The sequence below is a fragment of the uncultured Roseobacter sp. genome (assembly GCF_947493125.1).
GTDB lineage: Bacteria > Pseudomonadota > Alphaproteobacteria > Rhodobacterales > Rhodobacteraceae > Roseobacter.
The window spans coordinates 242,265-263,039 of sequence record NZ_CANLQB010000005.1 but is presented as its reverse complement, the minus strand read 5'-3'; the positions used below and the strand labels follow the sequence as shown (position 1 = coordinate 263,039).

23 protein-coding genes are annotated in these 20,775 nt (G+C 62.6%); 11 read left to right on the top strand and 12 right to left on the bottom strand.

The window, feature by feature from the left end; genetic code table 11:
• Positions 1 to 130 precede the first annotated feature (130 nt).
• Positions 131 to 1,426: a serine hydroxymethyltransferase gene (gene glyA / locus Q1A71_RS12760; protein ID WP_299676501.1), complete on the top strand. Its 1,296-nt coding sequence runs from the start codon at positions 131 to 133 to the stop codon at positions 1,424 to 1,426.
• 337 nt (positions 1,427 to 1,763) lie between these two features.
• Here glyA and Q1A71_RS12755 read toward each other — a convergent pair whose 3' ends face one another.
• Positions 1,764 to 2,129 carry a hypothetical protein gene (locus tag Q1A71_RS12755; protein ID WP_299676498.1) on the bottom strand — a complete coding sequence of 122 codons (366 nt, stop codon included), beginning with the start codon at positions 2,127 to 2,129 and terminating at the stop codon, positions 1,764 to 1,766.
• 79 nt (positions 2,130 to 2,208) lie between these two features.
• On the opposite strand from Q1A71_RS12755, the gene Q1A71_RS12750 reads away from it, so the two are divergent.
• Together Q1A71_RS12750 and carB are read left to right on the top strand one after the other, a co-directional pair.
• Positions 2,209 to 2,967 carry an alpha/beta fold hydrolase gene (locus Q1A71_RS12750; protein ID WP_299676495.1) on the top strand — a complete coding sequence of 253 codons (759 nt, stop codon included), beginning with the start codon at positions 2,209 to 2,211 and terminating at the stop codon, positions 2,965 to 2,967.
• 95 nt (positions 2,968 to 3,062) lie between these two features.
• Positions 3,063 to 6,395 (top strand): carbamoyl-phosphate synthase large subunit, encoded by a 3,333-nt coding sequence (carB, locus tag Q1A71_RS12745; RefSeq protein WP_299676492.1) that lies wholly within the window; start codon positions 3,063 to 3,065, stop codon positions 6,393 to 6,395.
• A 169-nt stretch (positions 6,396 to 6,564) separates the two neighbouring features.
• Here the strand turns inward: carB and Q1A71_RS12740 are convergent, their stop codons facing one another.
• Together Q1A71_RS12740 and Q1A71_RS12735 are read right to left on the bottom strand one after the other, a co-directional pair.
• Complete coding sequence (locus Q1A71_RS12740; RefSeq protein WP_299676489.1) at positions 6,565 to 7,089, bottom strand: outer membrane beta-barrel protein; 525 nt, start codon at positions 7,087 to 7,089, stop codon at positions 6,565 to 6,567.
• A gap of 137 nt (positions 7,090 to 7,226) precedes the next feature.
• On the bottom strand, positions 7,227 to 7,604 hold the full coding sequence (locus tag Q1A71_RS12735; protein WP_299676486.1) for a hypothetical protein: 378 nt from the start codon (positions 7,602 to 7,604) through the stop codon (positions 7,227 to 7,229).
• 79 nt (positions 7,605 to 7,683) lie between these two features.
• Here Q1A71_RS12735 and Q1A71_RS12730 point away from each other — a divergent pair, with 79 nt between their 5' ends.
• A complete protein-coding gene (locus tag Q1A71_RS12730; RefSeq protein WP_299676483.1) occupies positions 7,684 to 8,412 on the top strand; it encodes a Crp/Fnr family transcriptional regulator in 729 nt (242 codons plus the stop codon).
• A gap of 7 nt (positions 8,413 to 8,419) precedes the next feature.
• On the opposite strand, the gene Q1A71_RS12725 is transcribed toward Q1A71_RS12730, so the two are convergent.
• Together Q1A71_RS12725 and Q1A71_RS12720 are read right to left on the bottom strand one after the other, a co-directional pair.
• Positions 8,420 to 9,028 carry a hypothetical protein gene (locus tag Q1A71_RS12725; RefSeq protein WP_299676480.1) on the bottom strand — a complete coding sequence of 203 codons (609 nt, stop codon included), beginning with the start codon at positions 9,026 to 9,028 and terminating at the stop codon, positions 8,420 to 8,422.
• Positions 9,025 to 9,777 carry a hypothetical protein gene (locus Q1A71_RS12720; protein ID WP_299676478.1) on the bottom strand — a complete coding sequence of 251 codons (753 nt, stop codon included), beginning with the start codon at positions 9,775 to 9,777 and terminating at the stop codon, positions 9,025 to 9,027. Before Q1A71_RS12720 ends, Q1A71_RS12725 begins: the two co-directional genes overlap by 4 nt.
• Positions 9,778 to 9,935: 158 nt before the next feature.
• On the opposite strand from Q1A71_RS12720, the gene Q1A71_RS12715 reads away from it, so the two are divergent.
• Both Q1A71_RS12715 and Q1A71_RS12710 read left to right on the top strand, forming a co-directional pair.
• The gene (locus tag Q1A71_RS12715; RefSeq protein ID WP_299676475.1) at positions 9,936 to 10,223 is read left to right on the top strand and encodes a hypothetical protein; all 288 of its coding nucleotides are present in this window, start codon (positions 9,936 to 9,938) and stop codon (positions 10,221 to 10,223) included.
• Between the two features lie 154 nt (positions 10,224 to 10,377).
• A complete protein-coding gene (locus Q1A71_RS12710) occupies positions 10,378 to 11,502 on the top strand; it encodes a beta-ketoacyl-ACP synthase III (RefSeq protein WP_299676472.1) in 1,125 nt (374 codons plus the stop codon).
• A 2-nt stretch (positions 11,503 to 11,504) separates the two neighbouring features.
• Here Q1A71_RS12710 and Q1A71_RS12705 read toward each other — a convergent pair whose 3' ends face one another.
• Complete coding sequence (locus Q1A71_RS12705; protein ID WP_299676469.1) at positions 11,505 to 11,969, bottom strand: hypothetical protein; 465 nt, start codon at positions 11,967 to 11,969, stop codon at positions 11,505 to 11,507.
• A gap of 283 nt (positions 11,970 to 12,252) precedes the next feature.
• Here Q1A71_RS12705 and Q1A71_RS12700 point away from each other — a divergent pair, with 283 nt between their 5' ends.
• The gene (locus Q1A71_RS12700; protein ID WP_299676466.1) at positions 12,253 to 12,834 is read left to right on the top strand and encodes a thymidine kinase; all 582 of its coding nucleotides are present in this window, start codon (positions 12,253 to 12,255) and stop codon (positions 12,832 to 12,834) included.
• A 4-nt stretch (positions 12,835 to 12,838) separates the two neighbouring features.
• Here Q1A71_RS12700 and Q1A71_RS12695 read toward each other — a convergent pair whose 3' ends face one another.
• The 5 genes from Q1A71_RS12695 to Q1A71_RS12675 all read right to left on the bottom strand — a co-directional run bounded on the left by Q1A71_RS12695 (position 12,839) and on the right by Q1A71_RS12675 (position 16,015).
• Positions 12,839 to 13,792 carry a D-glycerate dehydrogenase gene (locus Q1A71_RS12695; RefSeq protein WP_299676463.1) on the bottom strand — a complete coding sequence of 318 codons (954 nt, stop codon included), beginning with the start codon at positions 13,790 to 13,792 and terminating at the stop codon, positions 12,839 to 12,841.
• Positions 13,789 to 14,127 (bottom strand): tRNA-binding protein, encoded by a 339-nt coding sequence (locus Q1A71_RS12690; RefSeq protein WP_299676460.1) that lies wholly within the window; start codon positions 14,125 to 14,127, stop codon positions 13,789 to 13,791. The genes Q1A71_RS12695 and Q1A71_RS12690 overlap by 4 nt, the downstream gene beginning before the upstream one ends.
• Positions 14,120 to 14,935 carry a pyrroline-5-carboxylate reductase gene (gene proC, locus Q1A71_RS12685; protein WP_299676457.1) on the bottom strand — a complete coding sequence of 272 codons (816 nt, stop codon included), beginning with the start codon at positions 14,933 to 14,935 and terminating at the stop codon, positions 14,120 to 14,122. The genes Q1A71_RS12690 and proC overlap by 8 nt, the downstream gene beginning before the upstream one ends.
• A 41-nt stretch (positions 14,936 to 14,976) precedes the next feature.
• The gene (locus Q1A71_RS12680) at positions 14,977 to 15,477 is read right to left on the bottom strand and encodes a YbjN domain-containing protein (protein WP_299676454.1); all 501 of its coding nucleotides are present in this window, start codon (positions 15,475 to 15,477) and stop codon (positions 14,977 to 14,979) included.
• A 295-nt stretch (positions 15,478 to 15,772) separates the two neighbouring features.
• Positions 15,773 to 16,015 carry an accessory factor UbiK family protein gene (locus Q1A71_RS12675; RefSeq protein ID WP_299676451.1) on the bottom strand — a complete coding sequence of 81 codons (243 nt, stop codon included), beginning with the start codon at positions 16,013 to 16,015 and terminating at the stop codon, positions 15,773 to 15,775.
• A 94-nt stretch (positions 16,016 to 16,109) separates the two neighbouring features.
• Here Q1A71_RS12675 and lgt point away from each other — a divergent pair, with 94 nt between their 5' ends.
• Genes lgt through pgeF form a run of 3 tightly spaced genes read left to right on the top strand, consistent with a single transcriptional unit; the run spans position 16,110 to position 18,801 of the window.
• Positions 16,110 to 16,994 (top strand): prolipoprotein diacylglyceryl transferase, encoded by an 885-nt coding sequence (gene lgt / locus Q1A71_RS12670; protein ID WP_299676448.1) that lies wholly within the window; start codon positions 16,110 to 16,112, stop codon positions 16,992 to 16,994.
• Positions 16,991 to 18,049 carry an SAM-dependent methyltransferase gene (locus Q1A71_RS12665; RefSeq protein WP_299676446.1) on the top strand — a complete coding sequence of 353 codons (1,059 nt, stop codon included), beginning with the start codon at positions 16,991 to 16,993 and terminating at the stop codon, positions 18,047 to 18,049. Before lgt ends, Q1A71_RS12665 begins: the two co-directional genes overlap by 4 nt.
• Positions 18,046 to 18,801 (top strand): peptidoglycan editing factor PgeF, encoded by a 756-nt coding sequence (gene pgeF, locus Q1A71_RS12660; RefSeq protein WP_299676443.1) that lies wholly within the window; start codon positions 18,046 to 18,048, stop codon positions 18,799 to 18,801. Before Q1A71_RS12665 ends, pgeF begins: the two co-directional genes overlap by 4 nt.
• Before the next feature lie 136 nt (positions 18,802 to 18,937).
• Here pgeF and Q1A71_RS12655 read toward each other — a convergent pair whose 3' ends face one another.
• A complete protein-coding gene (locus Q1A71_RS12655) occupies positions 18,938 to 19,438 on the bottom strand; it encodes an Lrp/AsnC family transcriptional regulator (protein WP_299676440.1) in 501 nt (166 codons plus the stop codon).
• Between the two features lie 198 nt (positions 19,439 to 19,636).
• On the opposite strand from Q1A71_RS12655, the gene trxB reads away from it, so the two are divergent.
• A complete protein-coding gene (trxB, locus tag Q1A71_RS12650; RefSeq protein WP_299676437.1) occupies positions 19,637 to 20,638 on the top strand; it encodes a thioredoxin-disulfide reductase in 1,002 nt (333 codons plus the stop codon).
• Positions 20,639 to 20,775 lie beyond the last annotated feature (137 nt).

Genomic DNA, 20,775 nt, shown 5'->3' with positions numbered 1-20,775 from the left:
TGCGCGACCCCGCCCAAGCCCGTATGTCTGCCGCAGAGATCGGCCACCAGGTCGCTTTCCCGGCTTTTCCGCCGCTCCGGTTTCCGATAGGACACCGCATCATTTGCTCACTCGAGAGGGAGACCGCCCCATGAACGCCCCGCACCGCACGCCCGGATTTTTCACCCAGAGCCTGGCCGAGAGCGATCCGGAGATCCATCGCGCCGTCACACAGGAACTGGGCCGCCAGCGGGATGAGATCGAGCTGATTGCCTCCGAGAACATCGTCTCCGCCGCGGTGATGCAGGCGCAGGGCTCGGTGATGACCAACAAATACGCCGAAGGCTATCCGGGGCGGCGCTATTATGGCGGCTGCCAGTTCGTGGACATCGCCGAGGAGCTGGCGATCGAACGGGCGTGCAAACTCTTTGCATGTGACTTTGCAAATGTGCAGCCGAACTCCGGGTCCCAGGCCAACCAGGGGGTCTTCCAGGCGCTGCTGCAGCCGGGCGACACGATCCTCGGCATGAGCCTCGACGCCGGCGGGCACCTGACCCATGGCGCCAAGCCGAACCAGTCGGGCAAGTGGTTCAACGCGGTGCAATACGGTGTGCGGCGCGAGGACAACATGCTGGACTACGACCAGGTCGCGGCACTGGCCCAGGAGCATCAACCGAAGATGATCATCGCCGGCGGCTCGGCCATTCCGCGTCAGATCGACTTTGCCAAGATGCGCGAGATTGCTGATTCCGTGGGCGCCTACCTGCATGTGGATATGGCGCATTTCGCAGGCCTCGTGGCGGGGGGCGAGCACCCCTCGCCGTTCCCGCATGCGCATGTGGCGACCACGACGACGCACAAAACCCTGCGCGGCCCGCGCGGCGGGATGATCCTGACGAACGACGAAGCGCTGGCGAAAAAGTTCAACTCGGCCATCTTCCCCGGCATCCAGGGTGGTCCGCTCATGCATGTGATTGCGGCCAAGGCGGTGGCCTTCGGCGAGGCGCTGCGGCCCGAATTCAAGAGCTATATCCAGCAGGTCATCAGCAACGCACAGGCACTGTCCGACCAGCTGATAAAAGGCGGGCTCGACACGGTGACCCATGGCACCGACACCCATGTGCTGCTGGTGGATCTGCGCCCCAAGGGTGTGAAGGGCAACGCGACAGAGAAGGCCCTGGGCCGGGCGCACATCACCTGCAACAAGAACGGCGTGCCGTTTGATCCAGAGAAGCCCACGGTGACGAGCGGAATCCGCCTGGGCTCGCCCGCGGCGACCACGCGCGGCTTCGGCGAGCCGGAGTTCCGCCAGATCGCCGATTGGATCATCGAGGTGGTCGACGGGCTCGCAGCCAACGGCGAAGACGGCAACAGCGCGGTCGAGGCCAAGGTGAAGGCGGAGGTCGCAGAGCTTTGCGGGCGCTTCCCGATCTACCCCACGCTCTGACGGCTTGAACGAGGGGTGGCCCAAGGCCCACCCCACCTGCCTGCCCAAGGGTCTGGCTGTTGGGCGACCGATCTGTCCTAACAGGTCAGGTGGGCTTCAGGCCACCTCTGCCGGTCGCCGCGCGCCTGCCGTGGAATAAAGCCGCGACGGAAACGTTCTCCTGCCACGTAGAAGACATGTTCGCGACCGACAGGAGAGGTATTCATGCGTTTGCCCTTTCAGGCTCCCCCAACCGTTCTGATGATTCTGGTTGTCATCGCCGCGCTGGCGTCGGCCAAGCTCGCCGAGGCCGGGACGGCACCGCCCCCCGACGGCACACCGGCTCAGATCGACCCGATCAGATCACCCCACGCAGCCGCAACAGAACCACCACCGCGGTGAACAGCAGGATCAGGTTGAACGCGATCACCGCCGCAATGGAAATCATCCGCGTGCGCCGGGCCTCCGCGCGGTCGATGCCGGCGAGATAGGCGCTCAGCGCGTCCAGCGCCCGGGTCAGCCGGGCCTCGTCCAACTGGCGCAGCAGCCGTGGATTGCCCGCCGCCGCCTCCGCCTGGGCCAACATCCCTGCCTGCACCCGCAGCCTGCGCGGCAAACGGCGTCCGGCGCGCTTGATCTGTTGCGCAAGTGACCGTCCCTTGACGCCCAGATGCGTCTCAAGCGCCTCGCGCAAGGCGGGCAGTTGTGTCTCGATCTCCCTCATCGCCCGGACCCTATCCCCGCGCGCCTGCCAAGCGCAATAGCACTGGCGCGGCCGGGTCAAATCCGGTAGCTCCTGCGTCATGCTGACGTATTCCGAATTCGGGCCGGCGGATGCCCCGATCACCTTGATCGTACACGGGCTCTATGGCTCCGGGCGCAATTGGGGGGTCATTGCAAAACGGCTCAGCGACGATTTGCGGGTGATCACCCCTGATCTGCGCAATCACGGCCAAAGCCCGTGGGACGACAGCCACAGCTATGCCGACATGGCCGCCGATCTGGCCGCGCTCATTCGCCACCTCGGCGCGCCCGCGCATGTGGTCGGCCACTCCATGGGCGGCAAGGCCGCGATGGTGCTGGCCCACCGCCACCCGGAACTGGTCGGGCGCCTCATCGTCGCCGACATCGCGCCCGTCGCCTACAGCCACAGCCAGATACAGTTCATCCACGCGATGCGCGCCGTTGACCTGACCACCGTGACCCGCCGCTCGGACGCCGAAGCCCAGCTCGGCGCACAAGGTGTCGAGCCCGCGCTGCAAAGCTTCTTCACGCAGTCTCTGGACGTTGCCGAAAAGCGCTGGCGGCTGAACCTCGACACGCTTGCCGCCGAAATGGACAGGATCCTCGGCTTTCCAGAGCTTGACGGCCAGTTCGACGGCCCCGCGCTGTTCCTCTCCGGCGCGGACTCCGATTATGTCACCGCCGATCACCGTCCGCGGATCAAATCGCTCTTCCCCAGGGCGCGGTTCGCCAAGCTGCCCGGCGCGGGGCACTGGCTGCACGCCGACAAGCCGCGCGAATTCGAGGCCACGGTCCGCACCTTTCTCACCGCACAGTAAAATCCGCCAATCGGCCCTTGCGCCCGGTCCGCGCTTGCCTATAACGCAGGACAATTTGGGCACCTGCCGTGCCCGTCTGCCCCGGGGGTCGTGTCATGCCGAAGAGAACCGATATCAAATCGATCATGATCATCGGTGCCGGCCCCATCGTGATCGGCCAGGCCTGCGAGTTCGACTACTCCGGCGCGCAGGCCTGCAAGGCGCTGAAGGAGGAAGGCTATCGCGTCATCCTCGTGAACTCCAATCCCGCCACGATCATGACCGACCCGGGCCTCGCTGACGCCACCTATATTGAGCCCATCACCCCCGAGATGGTCGCCAAGATCATCGAGAAGGAGCGCCCCGACGCGCTGCTGCCCACAATGGGCGGGCAGACCGGCCTCAACACCTCGCTCAGCTTGGAAGAGATGGGGGTGCTGGAGAAGTACAACGTCGAGATGATCGGCGCCAAGCGCGACGCCATCGAGATGGCCGAAGACCGCAAGCTCTTCCGCGAGGCCATGGACCGGTTGGGCATCGAAAACCCCAAAGCCACCATCGTGACGGCCCCCACAGATACCAATGGAAAGAAAGACTTGGCCGCCGGAGTTAAAGCAGCACTTGAAGCTCTGGAAGAGGTCGGCCTGCCCGCCATTATCCGCCCCGCCTTCACCATGGGCGGCACCGGCGGCGGCGTGGCCTACAACCGTGATGACTATGAGGCGATCTGCCGCTCGGGGCTCGACGCCTCGCCCGTGGGCCAGATCCTCGTGGACGAATCCCTGCTCGGCTGGAAGGAGTTCGAGATGGAGGTGGTGCGGGATGTCGCCGACAACGCCATCATCGTCTGCTCGATCGAAAACGTTGACCCGATGGGCGTGCACACTGGCGACAGCATCACCGTCGCCCCGGCGCTGACGCTCACGGACAAGGAATACCAGATCATGCGCAACCACTCCATCGCGGTGCTGCGCGAGATCGGGGTGGAGACGGGCGGCTCCAACGTGCAATGGGCGGTGAACCCCGCCGACGGCCGCATGGTGGTGATCGAGATGAACCCGCGTGTGTCGCGCTCCTCGGCGCTCGCCTCCAAGGCCACGGGCTTTCCCATCGCCAAGGTCGCCGCCAAGCTCGCCGTGGGCTTCACCCTCGATGAGCTCGACAATGACATCACCAAGGTCACGCCCGCGAGCTTCGAGCCGACCATCGACTATGTGGTCACCAAGATCCCGAAATTCGCCTTCGAGAAATTCCCCGGCTCCACCCCGGACCTCACCACCGCGATGAAATCCGTGGGCGAGGCTATGTCCATTGGCCGCACCATCCACGAGAGCATGCAAAAAGCCCTCGCCTCGATGGAAGAGGGCCTGACCGGGTTCAACGAGATCGACATCCCCGGCGCACCCGACACCGCCGCCATCGTCAAGGCGATCAGCCAGCAGACGCCCGACCGGCTGCGCACCATCGCCCAGGCCATGCGCCACGGCATGAGCGACGCGGACATCCATGCCGCCACCATGTTCGACCCGTGGTTCCTCGCCCGTATCCGCGAGATTGTGCAGGCCGAAGCCGAGGTGCATATGAACGGCCTGCCGCGCGAGGCCGCCGCCCTGCGACGCCTCAAGATGATGGGCTTTACCGACGCCCGCCTTGCTGAGTTGACCGGCCAGACCGAAGCCGAGGTGCGCAGCCTGCGCCACGCGGAAGGCGTCACCGCCGTCTTCAAACGCATCGACACCTGCGCCGCCGAGTTCGAAGCGCAGACGCCCTACATGTATTCCACTTACGAGACCCCGGTCTTCGACGAGGTGGAATGCGAGGCCCGCCCGTCGAGCCGCAAGAAGGTCGTGATCCTCGGAGGCGGCCCCAACCGCATCGGGCAAGGGATCGAGTTCGACTATTGCTGCTGTCACGCCTGCTACGCGCTCACCGACGCAGGGTTCGAGACCATCATGGTCAACTGCAACCCCGAGACGGTCAGCACGGACTATGACACGTCGGATCGCCTCTATTTCGAGCCGCTCACCTTCGAACACGTCATGGAAATCCTCCGCGTCGAGCAGGAGAACGGCACGCTGCACGGCGTGATCGTGCAGTTCGGCGGCCAGACGCCCCTGAAGATCGCGCAGGCGCTGGCCAACGAAGGCATCCCGATCCTCGGCACCACGCCCGACGCCATCGATCTGGCCGAAGACCGCGAGCGCTTCCAGCAGCTCGTGCAATCCCTTGGGCTGAAACAACCGAAAAACGGCATCGCCCATTCCGACACCGAAGCCCTTGAGATTGCGCAGGATATCGTCTTCCCGCTGGTCATCCGCCCGTCCTATGTGCTGGGGGGCCGCGCCATGGAGATCGTGCGCGACCAGGCGAGCCTCGAGCGTTACATCTCCGACGCCGTGGTCGTCTCCGGCGACAGCCCCGTGTTGCTCGACAGCTACCTCTCCGGTGCTGTGGAGCTGGACGTGGACGCGCTCTGCGACGGCACCGACGTGCATGTGGCCGGCATCATGCAGCACATCGAAGAGGCGGGCGTGCACTCCGGCGACAGCGCCTGCTCCCTGCCGCCCTATTCGCTCCCGCGCGAGATCATCGCCGAGATCGAAACCCAGACCCACGCGCTCGCCAAAGCGCTCAACGTCGTCGGCCTGATGAACGTGCAATTCGCGGTGCAGAACGGCGAAATCTATCTGATCGAGGTGAACCCCCGTGCCTCTCGCACCGTGCCCTTCGTCGCCAAGGCAACGGATAGCGCCATCGCCTCCATCGCCGCCCGCATCATGGCCGGTGAGCCGCTGTCGAATTTCCCGCAACGCCCGCCCTATGACGCCGACGCCGCCTATGACGCCACGCTGCCGCTGGGCGATCCGATGACGCTGGCCGACCCCAACATGCCCTGGTTCTCGGTCAAGGAGGCGGTGCTGCCGTTTGCGCGCTTCCCCGGCGTCGACACGATCCTCGGCCCTGAAATGCGCTCAACCGGCGAGGTCATGGGCTGGGACCGGGACTTCCCCCGCGCCTTCCTGAAGGCCCAGATGGGGGCGGGCATGAAGCTGCCCGCAAAGGGCTGCGCCTTCATCTCGATCAAGGACATGGACAAAACGGACGAGATGCTCGACACCGCGCGGATCCTTCTGGATCAGGGCTTTTCGCTGGTCGCCACCCGCGGCACGGCGGCCTGGCTCAACGCGCACGACCTGCCCTGCGGCACGGTCAACAAGGTCTATGAGGGCCGCCCCGACGTGACCGACATGATGAAGGACGAGGCGATCCATCTGGTCATGAACACCACCGAGGGCGCCCAGGCGGTCGAGGACAGCAAGTCCATCCGCGCCATCGCGCTCTACGACAAGATCCCCTATTTCACCACCGCTGCGGGCAGCTACGCCGCCGCCCTCGCAATCCGCGCGCAGGCCGACGGGGACGTCGGCGTCAAGGCGCTGCAGGGGTGAGGTGCGGTCCGGGCCCGGCCCGGCAAACCGTCCGGTGGACAGTCTGAGCACCGAACGGGCGGAGCCTCACCCAGAGACCTCTCCGCGGGACCGATCCCGCACCGGCCAGCAAAAAGGGCAGACCCGCAGGCCTGCCCGTGTCAGTCGTAATGACGCCGCCTGCGCCCGATCAGAACCGCCGAACGTAGCGGACCGACAGGATGCGACCGTCGCTGTCTTCGTCGAACGTGCTATCGTTGGTGTCCGAATAGCTGGCCCGGATCGCAATGGTATCGACCGGTGTGAGGTCGTAGCCAATTTGCACACCGATCACCGCGCCATCGCTGGTCAGGTCCGTGCCGCTGTTGTCAAAATCGATCTCGATATAGCCGAGGTGCGCGGAAATCGACGTGGTCTCGTTCAGATACCGCCCCACACCGAAGTCGATGAAGGTCTGGCTGTCATACTCGCTCAGACCGGTCTCGGTATCGCCATCCAGCGCCGAATACCCGATCTCCGCTTCCGCGTAATAGTCGTTCGTCAGTTGAAACCGGTACCCCGCCAGAACGCCAATGCCATTGCCATCCCCGTCCACCGCGCCGGTGCTGACATCAAAGGTCGCGGCCTGAACGCCGAGATAGAACCCTTCCGCCTGTGCGGCGAGAGGCAGCGCCGCGACAAGTGCGGCCGCGCCCAATAACTGTAGCTCTTTCATAATCACCCCAATGAGTTGCCTGGCGATCTTATTGCAAATCGACCGGATTTGTGTCAACGCAAACCGCAGCCGCCGCTGCCCGCTTTGAGCCAACCCGTCGCATATTTGCCACGATCACCGGCCGAACACGCTGCCGCCTACTCCGCCTCCACCCGCTCCGGCCCGTCGCCCTCGATCAGGCGGTGCGCGGCCTCGATCACCTGCGCCTGGGTAAACGGCCGCGCCAGATGCTGCCAATGCGGAAACCGCCGGGTGTCCTGCAGGTCGAGCGTGATCACACGCCGCCGCTCCAGCCAGACGAAATCCTGCCCGTCGAGCTCCAGCATCCCGTCCCGGGCCGCCACGAACACGATCATCGGGTCGAAATCATCCGGCGGCACCGCCCGCGCCTGGGTGATGCTGTCAAAGATCCGGCTGATGGAGCCGCTCTGCCAGAAAGCGAAGATGCCCGCGATATCCTGCGACACAAGCGGGTCGCCAACGACAATGGCGATGGAAACGGTGTGATCATGCATGGGGAGCCTCGTTTTGCCCGCAATAATGGAACTTCACACGATGCTTTGCATTAAACTATGACATAGCAAGGAGATATAAATGACCACCGACTGCAAGGCTTGCCCCCTCCGCAGCCAGCCCCTTTTCGACGAGATGACACAAGACGAACTCGACAAGACCCGGCGCTTCAAGTCGGGCGAGCTCTCCGTGGACCCCGGCACCCCGATCCTGATGGAGGGCTCCAACGCGCCCCAGCTCTACACCGCCCTGCGCGGCATGGGGCTGCGCTACAAGACCCTGCCCGACGGCAGCCGCCAGGTGATCAATTTCATCTTCCCCGGCGACTTCATCGGCCTGCAGGCCGGCATGCTCGGCGAAATGGGCCATTCGGTGGAAGCCACCACGCATATGATCCTCTGCGTCTTCGACCGCAGCGACTTCTTCGACTTCTTCAAAAGCTCCTCCGCGCGCGCCTTCGACGTCACATGGCTGGCCGCCACCGAGGAGCATTTTCTGGGCGACACGCTGACAACCGTCGGCCAGCGCGACGCGCGCTCCGCCATCGCCTGGGCCTTCGTCCGCATCTTTCAGCGGGCCGAAACCCTGGGGCTGGTGCGCAACGGCACCATGCCCTTCCCCTACAAGCAACAGGATGTGGCCGACGCGCTCGGTCTGTCGCTGGTGCACACGAACAAGACGCTGGCCCGGCTGCGCGAACGGCAGCTGATGGCCTGGGCCGACGGACAGCTGAAAATCCACGACCTGGCCGAACTTGCCACGGTCGCCAATATGGAACTGGAGCCGGTCAGGCAACGTCCGCTGATCTGAGGCGGTGCTATTGCAGCTCTAGACTGGCCGGAACCTTTACATATTTCGAGCCGATCCAGAGGTTCAGCGTCCCCACATACTCCCCCTCGACCCAGCGAAACTCACCCGACTCGCGGTCATTGGCAAACCGGACCACCCCGTTGGAGGCCGAGATGAAGTACCGCGGATTGCAGCCCGGCTCGCGGTTTGAATAGGTGCTGATGCAGGCCTCGTCATAGTGCCGCTCGATGACCGGCAGCTGAAAAGCCCGGCCCAGCAGCTGCTCCTTCTGCGCGTCGCTCAGCGTGTCCGCCTGCGCCGAGAGGCCGGTCACGCGTGCAAAAAAGCCGTTGGCCCGGAACATCTCGCAGAACACCGCCGTGTTGAAGAGCGCCTTCACATCCGAGGATTTGCCCTCCTCCACCATCGCCCCGAAAATCGGTTCGTTGGTGCGCAGCAGCGTCTCATAGGCGGCCACCCGCAGCGGCATGATCGCGTCGCCATAAAAGACCTCCGCCGAGGCCGTGAACTCCTCCGAGGTGGTCGACACCCGGTCGCCGACCCGGTCGTCACAGGCCAGGGCGTTTGACGTCAAAAGAACAAAGCTGCAGAGCGCGCTGCCGAACATGGATTTCACGGGTTGGTTTCCTCACGGCTGAAAATGATGGTGCCACCGGAATTGTGGCGGTTGATGTTGGTGTAGCTGATGGAGCGGATCCAGCAGTTCTCGGCGACTTTCACGGGCAGGGGTTCGGCAACGGTGCCGAAGACCTTCAGCGCCCCGCGCGATGCGCTGTCGAGATCCGAGCGGTCGATCTGCACCCGCGGACCGCCGCTGCAGGAGGGCACGGTGTAAGGCAGGCGCGGAAACGGACGGGGAATGCCCTGCGTCAGCGTCACCGGCGTCACCGCTGGCGGGGTCGCGGCGTCGGGTGCTTCCGCGCGGCTGTGCGGTGCGACGGCAGCGGCCGGCTCCGCGGGCGACCGGTCGGCGGGCAGCTCCGGTTGCCCTGCGGTCGGCTCCACCGGCGCGGCGCGCTGCGACGGGTCGATAGGCGCCGGGCGGGGGTCGGTCTCGTCGGGCACCGCCGGGGTGGTAAGCAGCAGGTCGGCTGCTTCCGCCCAGGCCCTCGGCGCATCCGGCACGGGCAAGTCGGGCTGTGCGACATCGGGGGCCGACAGCAGGGACACGGCATAGAACACCGCTCCGCCCAGCGCGGTCAGAATGGCGATCAGGCCAGCGACATTTCCGATCCAGGGGATATTGCCCGCGGTCAGCGCCCTGAGAGCGCCGGACAGGCTTGCGCGCAGCCGATGCCAGGCCGCTGCAAATGGGCTGCGCGCGCCGCGCTCCGTCACGCTCTCGCCCTCATTCCCGTCCCGCACCGCCCGCGCTCTGTGCTCCGAAGCCGAAACATGGCGGCGGCCCTTCTCTCTTTCTCTCTCAAATCCTGTCTCAAATTATGTATCGACTTTTACACATCTGAAAATGCTAAACTCATGGTCATAGTATCATCAATTTGTTCAACTCAAAGGAGTTCCCCATGCGCCGTTTTGCTTTTCTCCCTGTCCTTGCCCTGATCGCCTGTGCGCCCGCCCCCGAGCCGGTGACCGGCTCCTTGCCGATCTTCGGGGACGGTTACCGCTTCAAGGGCGACATCTGCCGCCGCGTGGGCGAGGACGACTTTACCAACCAGTTCCTCGATGACGCCGCCGACCTCGTGGCCTGCCCGGAAGACGCGGAAAACTTGGGCGTTTTCGTGATCGACACCGGCGCTCGGGAGGTGGCCCGGCGCGACGGCTATGTGCTGTATTCCGTGCCCATCCGTTAACGAGGTCCTGCGCGCGCGCGCGCCGCGCACCGACGTGATACCGACGTTATACCGACGCGATACAGACAGGCCACCGACAGGGGACGTGGCGTCGCTCGGCTTGACCTTCGCGGGGGAATTCGGACAAGGTGTTTGACCCTTTGGAGAGACCTAAATGAAGACCCCCGCGATCACCGGCTCCGGTGTGTTCACGCCCTCGGAGATCATCACAAATGCCGAGCTTGTCGCCGCTTTCAATGCCTACGTCGATCTCTACAACGCTGAAAACGCAGAAGAAATTGCATCAGGCGCGCTGCCCGCCAAGGAATACTCCTCCGAAGAGTTCATCGTGAAGGCCTCCGGGATCGAACAACGCTACGTTATTGATAAAAAAGGCGTTCTGGATCCGAAAGTCATGCACCCTCTGTTGCCTCAGCGCGATGACGACGCCCCCTCCCTGATGGCCGAAATCGGTGTGAAAGCCGCGCTACAAGCTCTTGATAAAGCAGGCAAAACTGCATCGGACGTTGATCTGGTGATCTGCGCCGCCTCCAACATGGAGCGCGCCTATCCTGCCGTTGCGATCGAGATCCAGAAACTGCTTGGAATCAATGGCTTCGCCTTTGATATGAATGTCGCCTGCTCCTCGGCGACCTTCGGAATCCAGGCCGCCGCCGACATGGTCCGCTCCGGCAGCATCGGCAGCGCGCTGGTGGTCAACCCCGAGATTTGCTCCGCCCATCTGGAGTGGCGCGACCGGGACTGTCACTTCATTTTCGGAGACGTCGCCACCGCCACGCTGATCGCGTGTGCGGATACCGCGACAGGCCCATATTTCGAAGTGATTTCAACCCGTTGCGCAACCGAGTTTTCCAACAACATCCGCAACAACAATGGTTTCCTGCGCCGCTCCAGACCCGCCGGAATGGCCGACAGGCGGGACATGCAGTTCATGCAGAACGGTCGCAAGGTCTTCAAGGAAGTGCTGCCCATGGTCTCGGAGCACATTGCCCGGCACATGGCCGATGATGGTGTGCAAGCCGCTGATCTCAAACGTCTTTGGCTACACCAGGCCAACAAGACGATGAATGACTTCATCGGGAAGAAAGTGCTCGGGCGCACGCCCGATCCCTCCGAGCAGCCCAACATCCTGCAAGACTATGCCAATACGTCCTCAGCCGGCTCCATCATCGCTTTTTCAAAGTATTCCAGTGACTTGGAACCCGGAGATAAAGCCCTGATCTGCTCCTTCGGCGCGGGCTACTCCGTCGGATCCGTACTCGTCGAACGCAAAGGCTGACCTCAGACAGCCCCGTGATCATTCTCAAGATGCAGCTTCATGTCGATCAACACCTGTTGCAAAAGCCCGGTTTCCTTCAGCAGCCGCTTGGCCTCATTCACCGTGATCTTCCCGTCTTCCATGGACTGCTGATACTCGGCCATCAACATCGCAAACCGTTGACTTAACGCGATAACATCGGCGTTGACACCCCCTGGGCGCTCAGCGTTGGGGCGACGCTCATCATATTGCAGCGACGTCCCCGAGAGCTCGGCAAGCGCGCCAGTGACATGAGGGTACTCGGCAGCCTGCTCCAGCAAAGCGACAGCTTCGATCGGCATGAAACGGTCGGCATGCTCGTCATGATCGGAATAGTAGCGGCCCAGCGTGGCTTTCGACTTGCCGGTCAGCTCACAGGCCTGTTCGATCCCGACGTCTTTCACCAGCGCCTCTGTGTGCTTTTTCAGATACCTGCCGATCGCCGTCATAGTCATCCTTCTCAAAACAAGGCTTTGCGCCGCCCTGAAACACCGACATACCCAATGATCCCCATTAATCGGATGTCAGGGAAATGTCATTTATAAAAAGCACTCCCAGTGTTCGGGAGTCTAGTGAGTGGCCGGTCGCCCCAAAGCCGGTTTTGGGTAAGAGCCTTGTTGCGCTCTGCCGGGATGGGACCGGCAGGTTGACCCCGTCAACAGTCGCGCACAGGCTTTTTTCTGCAGCGCCATCTCACTTGCAGCACAGTTGCGCGCCCCCTATGACACGCGCATGGCGAAGCTCTATTTCCACTATTCCACGATGAACGCGGGCAAATCTACCGTCCTCCTACAGGCCGCGCACAACTACCGCGAACGCGGTATGGTACCGTATTTGTTGACCGCCAAGCTGGACAACCGGGCCGGTGATGGCCGGATCGCATCGCGCATCGGGATCGGCGAACCGGCAGAGACCTTCGCAACCGACGATGACCTCTTCGCCAAAATCGCCGCGCGCCTCGAACAGGGACCGGTGGCGTGCATCTTTGTCGATGAAGCACAGTTTTTGACGGAAGCGCAGGTGTGGCAGTTGGCGCGCGCCGTCGACGACCTTGCCGTCCCTATCATGTGTTTCGGATTACGGGTCGACTTCCGCGGCAAGCTCTTCCCCGGCTCGGCCACACTGCTGGCGTTGGCCGACGAGATGCGTGAAGTCCGCACGATCTGTCACTGCGGCAGGAAGGCGACGATGGTCGTCCGTCAGGACGAGGAGGGCCAAATCCTTCTGGATGGGGCGCAGGTACAGATCGGCGGCAACGAGACCTATGTCTCACTCTGCCGTCGTCACTGGCGCGACGCCGTCGGCGACCGCTAGGACATCAGACGAGATTCGGCGGTGCCTCTCCGGCAAAGAACGCCTGCAGGTTCCGCACCGACATCAGCCCCATGTCCTCACGCACCTCCAGCGCAGCCGTGCCGATATGCGGCAAAAGCACGACGTTCTCCATCGCGCACAGGCTGTCCGGCACCGCAGGTTCGAATTCATAGACATCCAGCCCGGCCCCGCCGATCTGACCGGAACTGAGGGCACGGACAAGTGCCGCCTCTTCAACCACATTACCGCGCGCGATATTGATGAGATGGGCATGCGCGGGCATCGCATCCAACACCTCCGCGTTGATCAAATGATGGGTTTCGTCTCCTCCGGGCACGGCAACCACCAAGACATCCACGGCGGCGGCAAGCTCCAGCAAACCGGTCTTCTGCTCCGCCGGGAAGTCGAGAGACTTGGCGGATCGGCTGTGATAGGCGACCTGCATGCCAAACCCCAAGTGGCAGCGCCGCGCAATGGCCTGCCCGATCCGCCCCATACCGACTATCCCGACTGTTTTGCCGCCCAGGTGCATGCCCAGCAACTGTGTCGGGTGCCATCCATCCCATTGCCCGGCCCGCACCAGCCGCTCGCCCTCGCCTGCACGTCGCGCGCTCATCAGTATCAGGGTCAAGGCGACATCCGCTGTAGCATCGGTGACCGCCCCTGGGGTGTTTGTCACAACCATCCCGGCACGCTGCGCCGCCGCAACGTCGATGTGGTTGTAGCCAACCCCAAAATTCGCGAGAATCCGGCACCGCCACGTGTCTTCCGCGAGGAAGATCTCCTCCGAGAAGAGATCTCCAAGGGTGGGGATAACGCCGTCATAGTCACTGAGCGCGGTGCGCATCTCCTCGACGGTCAGCGGCGACGTCATCGGACGCACCGTCAGATCGAACATCTCCCGCGCGGCGGCCTGGACCGTGTCGGGCAGAGGCCGTGTCATAAAAATTTTGGTCAATGCATCCGCCCTCCCCGCGGTACGTCGTGATCGGGGCCGATCAGAACAATCTCCCCATGTTCATCCGGCAAGCCAAGGACCAGAACTTCGGACATGAATGGCCCGATCTGCCGCGGCGGGAAATTCACCACGGCGAGAACCTGTTTGCCGACAAGCGCCTCTGGCTCGTAATGCGCGGTGATCTGGGCAGAGGTCTTGCGTTCGCCAATCTCCGCGCCGAAATCAATCCACATCTTGATCGCTGGTTTGCGTGCCTCGGGGAACGGCTCGGCTCTGAGGACGGTACCGCAGCGGATGTCCACTTTGAGGAACTCGTCAAAGCTGATGTCATCCATTGTCCAGGTCTCTCGATCTCTGTGTCGCGGCGGTCACGGCGCGGTTCAGAAGCGCAGGAAAGCCGGACTCCGGGTCCATCAGCACCTCCAGCGCGGCCTGGGTTGTGCCGTTCGGTGACGTCACATTGATGCGCAGTTGACCGGGGTCTTCATCGGCCTGTTGCGCCAGCGCGCCCGCTCCGGCCACGGTGGCTTTGGCGAGGGTCAACGCAAGTTCGGCGGGTAGGCCCTGCGCCACACCAGCGGCGGCGAGAGTTTCGATCATGTGGAAAACATAGGCCGGTCCGGACCCGCTGACACCAGTGACCGCATCCATCTGGCCCTCCTCGTCAAGCCGAACCACAGCGCCCACAGCGGCCAACAGATCTTCGGCCTCGTGCAATGCGGCGTCTCCGGTCTGGGCGTTGCCCACAATTGCCGTGATCCCTTGAGAGATCGCAGCGGGTGTGTTCGGCATCGCGCGCACAATCGGCGTCCGGTCTCCGAGGATGGCTTCCAGCCGTGAGAGCGTGATCCCGGCGGCGACGCTGACAAAAACGGTCTCGCCATTGCCCATGGCGGCCAAGATTGGGAGCGCGTCGGACATCATCTGCGGCTTGACCGCAATCAGCACGACCGCCGGTTTCGGGGGCAAGACCTCATTGAGATGAATACCGCTGGACTGCAGCCACTCCGACGGGTTGGGGTCGACAACCCAAACCGAGGACACCGGCAGGCCCCGCGCCAGCCAACCGGCCAGCATGGCAGATCCCATCTTGCCGCAGCCGAGCAGTACCAACCCCAACCGGGCGATCCGACTGTCCTGCATAAAACCTTCCCCCGAAACGTCTGCTGTTCCGGGGGGAAGGTTTACGCCCGACCGTATGCCTCTGCAATGGCGACCTGCAGCGCTTCGGTTGGGGACTGATTGCCCCAGACCAACAGTTGCATGGCCGGATAGTACCGTTCTGCACTCATTACCGCCGCCCCGATCATCGTATCGATCTGATCGGCACTGGCCACATGACCGCCGGCCAAGACCAGGCCGTAGCGGTACACCATGAGCTTCTGCTCATCCCAATAGGTAAATGCCCCCGCCCAGCATTGGTCGTTTACATGGTTGAGCAGCTCGTAGAGCTCTGCGTGCTTGTCTTCCGGTGGCTCCATATCGAAGGTACAGATCATGCGCAGCGTTTCGTCGAAGGCCGACCACGCCAGCGTCAGCGAGTAGGTTCGCCACTGGCCTTCCACGGCCATCGCGATCTGTTCGTCTGAAATACGGTCAAAATCCCACTCGTGATGATTTGCCAGATGCTCCACGATGTCGATGGGGTGAATGTCGTCTTCAAGAAACTGCTCGGACAGGGCCATGGTACCACCTCTTGTTATCGCACTAGCGGTTTGGGCCCAAGGTGGCCCCCAAAGCTAGGTGCCTGCTCTACAAGCCGGGGCGAGCCCCCGTACTTATACAAGATATGGTGGGGCGTGAAGTCCCATGTGGCAACCCCTATTCTTGTGGGTAACCGCAATAAGTTGTGGATCAGACGGAATACGCCGCAAAATACTACCAATGGTAACCTTTGGGGATTGCGATTAACCGAATCTTAACGAAAAACGGGCGCGCAACCGCCGTTGCACACCCGTCACGAGGTAACTGGTTCGAATGTCAGCCCTTGGTCTCGAGCGCGTCCAGGCGAGCCTTCAAAGCTTCGTTCTCTTCGCGTGCTTTTTGCGCCATCGCCCGCACGGCGTCGAACTCTTCCCGCGTGACGAAATCGCGGTCGGCCAACCAGCGATCCATCATGCCCTTCATCGCCGTCTCCGCCTCATCGCGCGCGCCCTGAGCGACCCCCATCGCATTGGTCATCAGCTGCGAAATGTCATCGAAAATCTTGTTACGCGTTTGCATTGGTCGCCTCCGGCTGTTCACACCTGTTATATGGTGCGAAACACTGCACCCTGCAAGGTTGACTTCCCGTGCTACGCGCAGGAAAGGATGCGTCATGCGAGCGCTCCTGCCTTTCCCCGACATCTCACCGGAGATCTTCGCGATCTCGCTGTTCGGTTTTGAGTTCGCTCTGCGCTGGTACGCTCTGGCCTATATCGTCGGCATTCTGCTGGGCTGGCGGTTGGTCGTGCTGGCGGTTCAGACGCCGCGGCTTTGGCCCAACAGCACAGCTGTGATGACCAAAACGCAGATCGAGGATTTGCTCACATGGGTTATCATCGGCGTCATCTTGGGTGGGCGTCTCGGCTATGTCGCCTTCTATCAGCCTGTGTATTATTTGCAGAACCCCGGCGAGATTCTGGCGGTATGGCAAGGCGGAATGGCGTTTCACGGCGGTTTGCTTGGTGTCGTCTTCGCGGGGCTGATCTATACGTGGCGGCACGACATCCCGCGATTGAGCGCAGCGGACATCATGGCGCTTGGCGTGCCGCCCGGGTTGTTGCTGGGTCGGCTTGCCAATTTCATCAATGCAGAGCTTTGGGGACGACCGACCGACGTGCCGTGGGCGGTGGCCTTTCCGACGGACGCGGCACAGGATTGCCCCGGCGTCGTGGGCATTTGCGGTCGACACCCCTCTCAACTCTATGAGGCAGGGCTCGAAGGTCTGCTTTTGGGCGCGGTTCTGATCTGGATGGTCTGGCGCTTGGGCGCACTGAAGACACCGGGCCGCATTGCCGGCATGTTCTTTGCAGGCTACGGCGCTGCGCGGTTTCTTGTGGAGTTCGTGCGTCAGCCAGATGCGCAGTTTATCAGCGACCGCAACCCTCTTGGGCTGGCCTGGCAGGTCGGTGCGTGGGGCCTGACCATGGGACAGATCCTGTCCTTGCCGATGATCCTGCTGGGCCTTTGGCTGATGGCGCGCGCCCGCCGATCCGGATGAGCCTGCGCGCCCTGCTTATGACGCGGATCGCACAGACCGGGCCGCTGTCCCTGGCCGACTATATGGCCGAGTGCCTTTTGCATCCCGATTACGGCTACTACACCACTGCGGCACCTTTCGGTGAAGACGGCGACTTTACCACCGCTCCGGAGATCAGTCAGATGTTCGGCGAGGTGTTGGGATTATGCCTGGCACAGGCCTGGATGGATCAGGGGTCGCCGCACCCCTTCACCCTCGCCGAACTCGGGCCGGGCCGTGGCACGTTGATGGCCGACGTCCTGAGGGCGACCCGCCACGTGCCTCAATTTCAAGACGGTGCCCGAATCATACTTGTCGAGGCGTCGAAGGGCCTGCAAGACAAGCAGCGCAGATTGCTGTCACCGGACAGCGTGACACATTGCGCCAGCGTGGAATCGTTGCCGGACCAACCGCTCTTCCTGATCGCAAATGAATTTTTCGATGCGCTCCCCATCCGGCAGTTCACCCGCACCGAGCGGCATTGGCGGGAGACGCAGATTGGCGTTGTTGCCGGCGCCCTTACACGTGGTCTCGGGCCGGAGTTACCGCAACCGGTTCTGGTGGCTCGTCATTCTGAAACCCGCCCAGGCGACGTAATCGAGTTTGCCCCGTCGGCGGTGCCGATCATGCAGGAAATTGGACGCCGCATATCCGACTTCGGCGGTGCGGGTCTGATCATCGACTACGGCGATTGGCGCAGTCTCGGTGATACATTCCAGGCCGTTCGGAACCACGAACCGGTCGATCCGCTGGCGACACTGGGAGAGGCGGATCTCACGGCACATGTGGATTTCGAGGCGCTGGCGATGGCCACGCCCTGCCAAACCAGCCGGTTGACACCGCAGGGCATCTTCCTCGAACGGCTGGGCATCACGCAGCGCGCGCAAAGCCTTGCAGCAGGTCTTCGCGGATCAGCGCTGGAAAGCCATATCGCCGCGCATCGGCGCTTGACGCACCCGGACGAAATGGGAAACCTGTTCAAAGTGATGGGTCTGTTTCCGGAAGGTGGCACCCCACCGCCGGGGTTGGATACATGACGCTTGAAATACTGACATCGGATATCCTCTCCCCTGTCCGCCACGGCTTTTTCACGCGCCGTGGAGGAGCCTCCTCAGGTGTTTTTGCCGGGCTGAACTGTGGCCACGGGAGTTCGGATCAATCTGAAATCGTCGCGATCAACCGGGCGCGCGCCGCGCAGGCGATGGGAGTACCCCCCGATCACCTGGTCGGGGTTCATCAAGTCCATTCCGCCAAGGCTGTCACGGTCGCTGGGCCGCTGCCCGACAAACCCAAAGCGGATGCGCTTGTTACGGATCAGCCGGGGGTTGCCCTCTCGGTTCTGACTGCTGACTGCCAGCCCGTGCTCTTCGCGGATCATGAGGCAGGCGTGATCGGTGCGGCACATGCCGGGTGGCGTGGTGCGCTCGACGGTGTTCTGGAGGCAACCCTTGACGCCATGTGCACACTCGGCGCGCGGCGAGAGGCGGTAACCGTAGCCATCGGGCCCTCGATCTCGCAACGTGCCTATGAGGTGGGACCGGACTTCTTCGAGATGTTCCTCGCGGATGACCCCGACAATGCCCGCTTTTTTGCCGCGGGACCTGGCGACAGGATGCTGTTCAACCTGCCGGGGTTCGGGCTTCACCGCCTACGCACAGCTGGTGTAGATCACGCGGAATGGACGCGGCACTGCACCTACTCCGATCCTGATCGCTTTTACTCGTATCGGCGATCGACGCACGCCAAAGAGGCGGACTATGGCCGTCTTCTCGCCGCCATCACCCTATGAAAGCCCCTTTATCGGGGCGATCGCAGGCGCGGCGATTGCAGGTTTGACACGATGTCAGCCGGACCGCTGATCCGGTTGATATCGGATAACTCCATGACAAGTGGCATTTCGGGAGGCAAGCACCAGGCGAAGCAAACTATGCGGAGGTGCTCAGGCGTTCTTCAAGCACGTCGAAAGGCACGCCCGGCTCGTCCTTGGCACCGCGGATGACCAGTGAGGTCTTGACGCTGGCCACATTCGGGGTCGTCAGCAACTCACCTGTCAGAAAGCGCTGGAAGCTGGACAGATCGGGTGCTGCGCATTTCAGGATGAAATCCACCTCTCCGTTCAGCATGTGACACTCCCGCACGAGCGGCCATGCCCGGCAGCGGTTCTCGAAGGCGGTCAGATCGGCTTCGGCCTGGCTGGCAAGTCCTACCATGGCGAAAACCTGAACTTCGAATCCCAACTCACGTGCATCGACGTCAGCGTGGTACCCCTTGATGTAGCCCGCTTCCTCAAGTGTGCGAACGCGCCGCAGGCACGGAGGTGCCGAGATCCCCACGCGCTTGGCCAACTCCACATTGGTCATGCGCCCGTCAGCCTGAAGCTCTGCCAGAATTTTTCGATCAATTGGATCAAGTCGCGTTGCAGCCATTTCGCCCCCGAATTTTGCGGTTGTTATAACATCAGGCGAAGTATGCGCAATAATATTTCACCTTGGCGCAAGATTCTTTCCAGTACTCTGCCAAAATGCAACCCAGACCTGCACGCAGCGCCGCAACGACAGGGGTTTCGGTGCCCTCAGCAAGGCTATATATCTCAACAGCCGCTTCGAAACGGATTGGGGATTCCTATGGCCGAGACAAGACAAACACGCGTGCTGATCATCGGCTCCGGTCCCGCGGGCTATACCGCAGGTGTTTATGCCAGCCGGGCGATGTTGAACCCTATTCTGGTGCAGGGGATCGAGCCCGGTGGCCAGCTGACCACCACCACCGAGGTAGAGAACTGGCCGGGCGATACAGAGGTGCAGGGCCCGGATCTCATGGTCCGCATGGAGGCCCACGCAAAGGCGATGGGCACCGAAATCATTGGTGACATCATCACCGATCTGGACCTCTCGCAGCGCCCTTTTACGGCGAAGGGCGACAGCGGCACCACCTACATCGCGGATGCGGTGATCCTTGCGACGGGTGCCCGCGCGAAATGGCTCGGCCTGCCGTCGGAAGAGAAGTTCAAGGGCTTCGGCGTCTCGGCCTGTGCAACCTGCGATGGCTTCTTCTATCGTGGTCAGGAGATCGTGGTGATCGGCGGTGGCAATACCGCTGTTGAAGAAGCGCTTTTTTTGACCAACTTCGCCTCGAAGGTCACGCTGATACACCGGCGCGACGAACTGCGCGCCGAGAAAATCCTCATCGACCGCCTGATGAAAAACCCCAAGATCGAGCCGCTGTGGTTCCACGAGCTGGACGAGGTCGTGGGCACGGACAACCCGCTTGGTGTCGAGGCGGTCCGCGTGCGGCACAGCAAGACGGGTGAGATCACGGAAATCCGGGCCAAGGGTGTCTTTGTGGCCATCGGCCATGCACCGGCCAACGAGTTGGTCAAGGATGTGCTGGAGACCCATATGGGCGGTTACGTGGTGACCAAGCCCGACAGCACCGAGACTTCGATCCTCGGCGTTTTCGCAGCGGGCGATCTGACCGACCATAAGTACCGGCAGGCGGTGACCTCTGCCGGGATGGGCTGCATGGCCGCGCTGGAAGCGGAGCGGTTCCTCGCCGAGAACGAAGGGGCTGAGATTTCCTTGCCTCTGGGCTATGGCGCCGAGGTCGCAAATAGCGCCGCGGAGTAGTTGCCCGCAGCAATCCGCTGAAAACGAACGCCCGTTGGCCGTCGACACCCCCCTAATACCACCGGGTGTTGCGTGCGCACGGTGGGTTAAGGCACCTCAAACCTCAGGTCAGGATAAGTCGCTTTGCGCCGCACCGG

Bases quoted from the DNA above. Each gene is read 5' to 3' on its own strand.
- Q1A71_RS12680 (WP_299676454.1), bottom strand. From the start codon at position 15,477: ATGGCCCTGTCCGAGCAGTTTCTTGAAGACGACATTCACCCCATCGAC.
- Q1A71_RS12715 (WP_299676475.1), top strand. From the start codon at position 9,936: ATGCGCCGTTTTGCTTTTCTCCCTGTCCTTGCCCTGATCGCCTGTGCG.
- Q1A71_RS12705 (WP_299676469.1), bottom strand. From the start codon at position 11,969: ATGACGGCGATCGGCAGGTATCTGAAAAAGCACACAGAGGCGCTGGTG.
- proC (WP_299676457.1), bottom strand. From the start codon at position 14,935: ATGCAGGACAGTCGGATCGCCCGGTTGGGGTTGGTACTGCTCGGCTGC.
- Q1A71_RS12700 (WP_299676466.1), top strand. From the start codon at position 12,253: ATGGCGAAGCTCTATTTCCACTATTCCACGATGAACGCGGGCAAATCT.
- trxB (WP_299676437.1), top strand. From the start codon at position 19,637: ATGGCCGAGACAAGACAAACACGCGTGCTGATCATCGGCTCCGGTCCC.
- Q1A71_RS12655 (WP_299676440.1), bottom strand. From the start codon at position 19,438: ATGGCTGCAACGCGACTTGATCCAATTGATCGAAAAATTCTGGCAGAG.
- Q1A71_RS12730 (WP_299676483.1), top strand. From the start codon at position 7,684: ATGACCACCGACTGCAAGGCTTGCCCCCTCCGCAGCCAGCCCCTTTTC.
- pgeF (WP_299676443.1), top strand. From the start codon at position 18,046: ATGACGCTTGAAATACTGACATCGGATATCCTCTCCCCTGTCCGCCAC.
- Q1A71_RS12735 (WP_299676486.1), bottom strand. From the start codon at position 7,604: ATGCATGATCACACCGTTTCCATCGCCATTGTCGTTGGCGACCCGCTT.
- Q1A71_RS12750 (WP_299676495.1), top strand. From the start codon at position 2,209: ATGCTGACGTATTCCGAATTCGGGCCGGCGGATGCCCCGATCACCTTG.
- lgt (WP_299676448.1), top strand. From the start codon at position 16,110: ATGCGAGCGCTCCTGCCTTTCCCCGACATCTCACCGGAGATCTTCGCG.
- Q1A71_RS12665 (WP_299676446.1), top strand. From the start codon at position 16,991: ATGAGCCTGCGCGCCCTGCTTATGACGCGGATCGCACAGACCGGGCCG.
- Q1A71_RS12690 (WP_299676460.1), bottom strand. From the start codon at position 14,127: ATGGATGACATCAGCTTTGACGAGTTCCTCAAAGTGGACATCCGCTGC.
- glyA (WP_299676501.1), top strand. From the start codon at position 131: ATGAACGCCCCGCACCGCACGCCCGGATTTTTCACCCAGAGCCTGGCC.
- carB (WP_299676492.1), top strand. From the start codon at position 3,063: ATGCCGAAGAGAACCGATATCAAATCGATCATGATCATCGGTGCCGGC.
- Q1A71_RS12755 (WP_299676498.1), bottom strand. From the start codon at position 2,129: ATGAGGGAGATCGAGACACAACTGCCCGCCTTGCGCGAGGCGCTTGAG.
- Q1A71_RS12710 (WP_299676472.1), top strand. From the start codon at position 10,378: ATGAAGACCCCCGCGATCACCGGCTCCGGTGTGTTCACGCCCTCGGAG.
- Q1A71_RS12740 (WP_299676489.1), bottom strand. From the start codon at position 7,089: ATGAAAGAGCTACAGTTATTGGGCGCGGCCGCACTTGTCGCGGCGCTG.
- Q1A71_RS12675 (WP_299676451.1), bottom strand. From the start codon at position 16,015: ATGCAAACGCGTAACAAGATTTTCGATGACATTTCGCAGCTGATGACC.